Below are 373 nucleotides of genomic sequence, written 5' to 3'. Positions count from 1 at the left end.
ACATTATGAACAACATGCGCGGTTCCTATGGCCGTGGTTCTATCGGTCTGAATGATTCGATCAATTCCGCGTCCGTGGTGCCTGGTTCCTGGCAAGAGGTGGTATCTCGTCAGAACTCTGGTGCCTACGGCAGTAAGCAGTCGCATTACGAGGAACTGGTCAACACCTTGCCGCAAGAGCTGTTCGCTAATCCGGATAGCAATCGCGCACGCGGCTATCAACTCAGCTCTAACTCTGTCGTTGCCGCCATGTCCGCCGGTGAAGCGCTGTACAGCGAGGTACAGGTTCACTTGAACAACCTGACCACGATGTCAATGCAAGTGGATAACACCACCAACGCGAAGGACGCCGCCGATCTGCAAAACCGTATTGC

General features: G+C 54.2%; 1 protein-coding gene. It reads left to right on the top strand.

The annotated features are described in order from the left end of the window. Positions 1-14 precede the first annotated feature (14 nt). Positions 15-373 (top strand): type IV secretion system protein (locus tag KMS84_RS44105; RefSeq protein WP_256921444.1); only part of this gene is annotated, 359 nt, incomplete at its 3' end.

The sequence above is a fragment of the Streptomyces hilarionis genome, assembly GCF_024539675.1.
GTDB classification, from domain to species: Bacteria; Actinomycetota; Actinomycetes; order Streptomycetales; family Streptomycetaceae; genus Streptomyces; species Streptomyces hilarionis.
The sequence above is the reverse complement of the archived record's forward strand: the minus strand, read 5'-3'. Positions and strand labels throughout refer to the sequence as shown.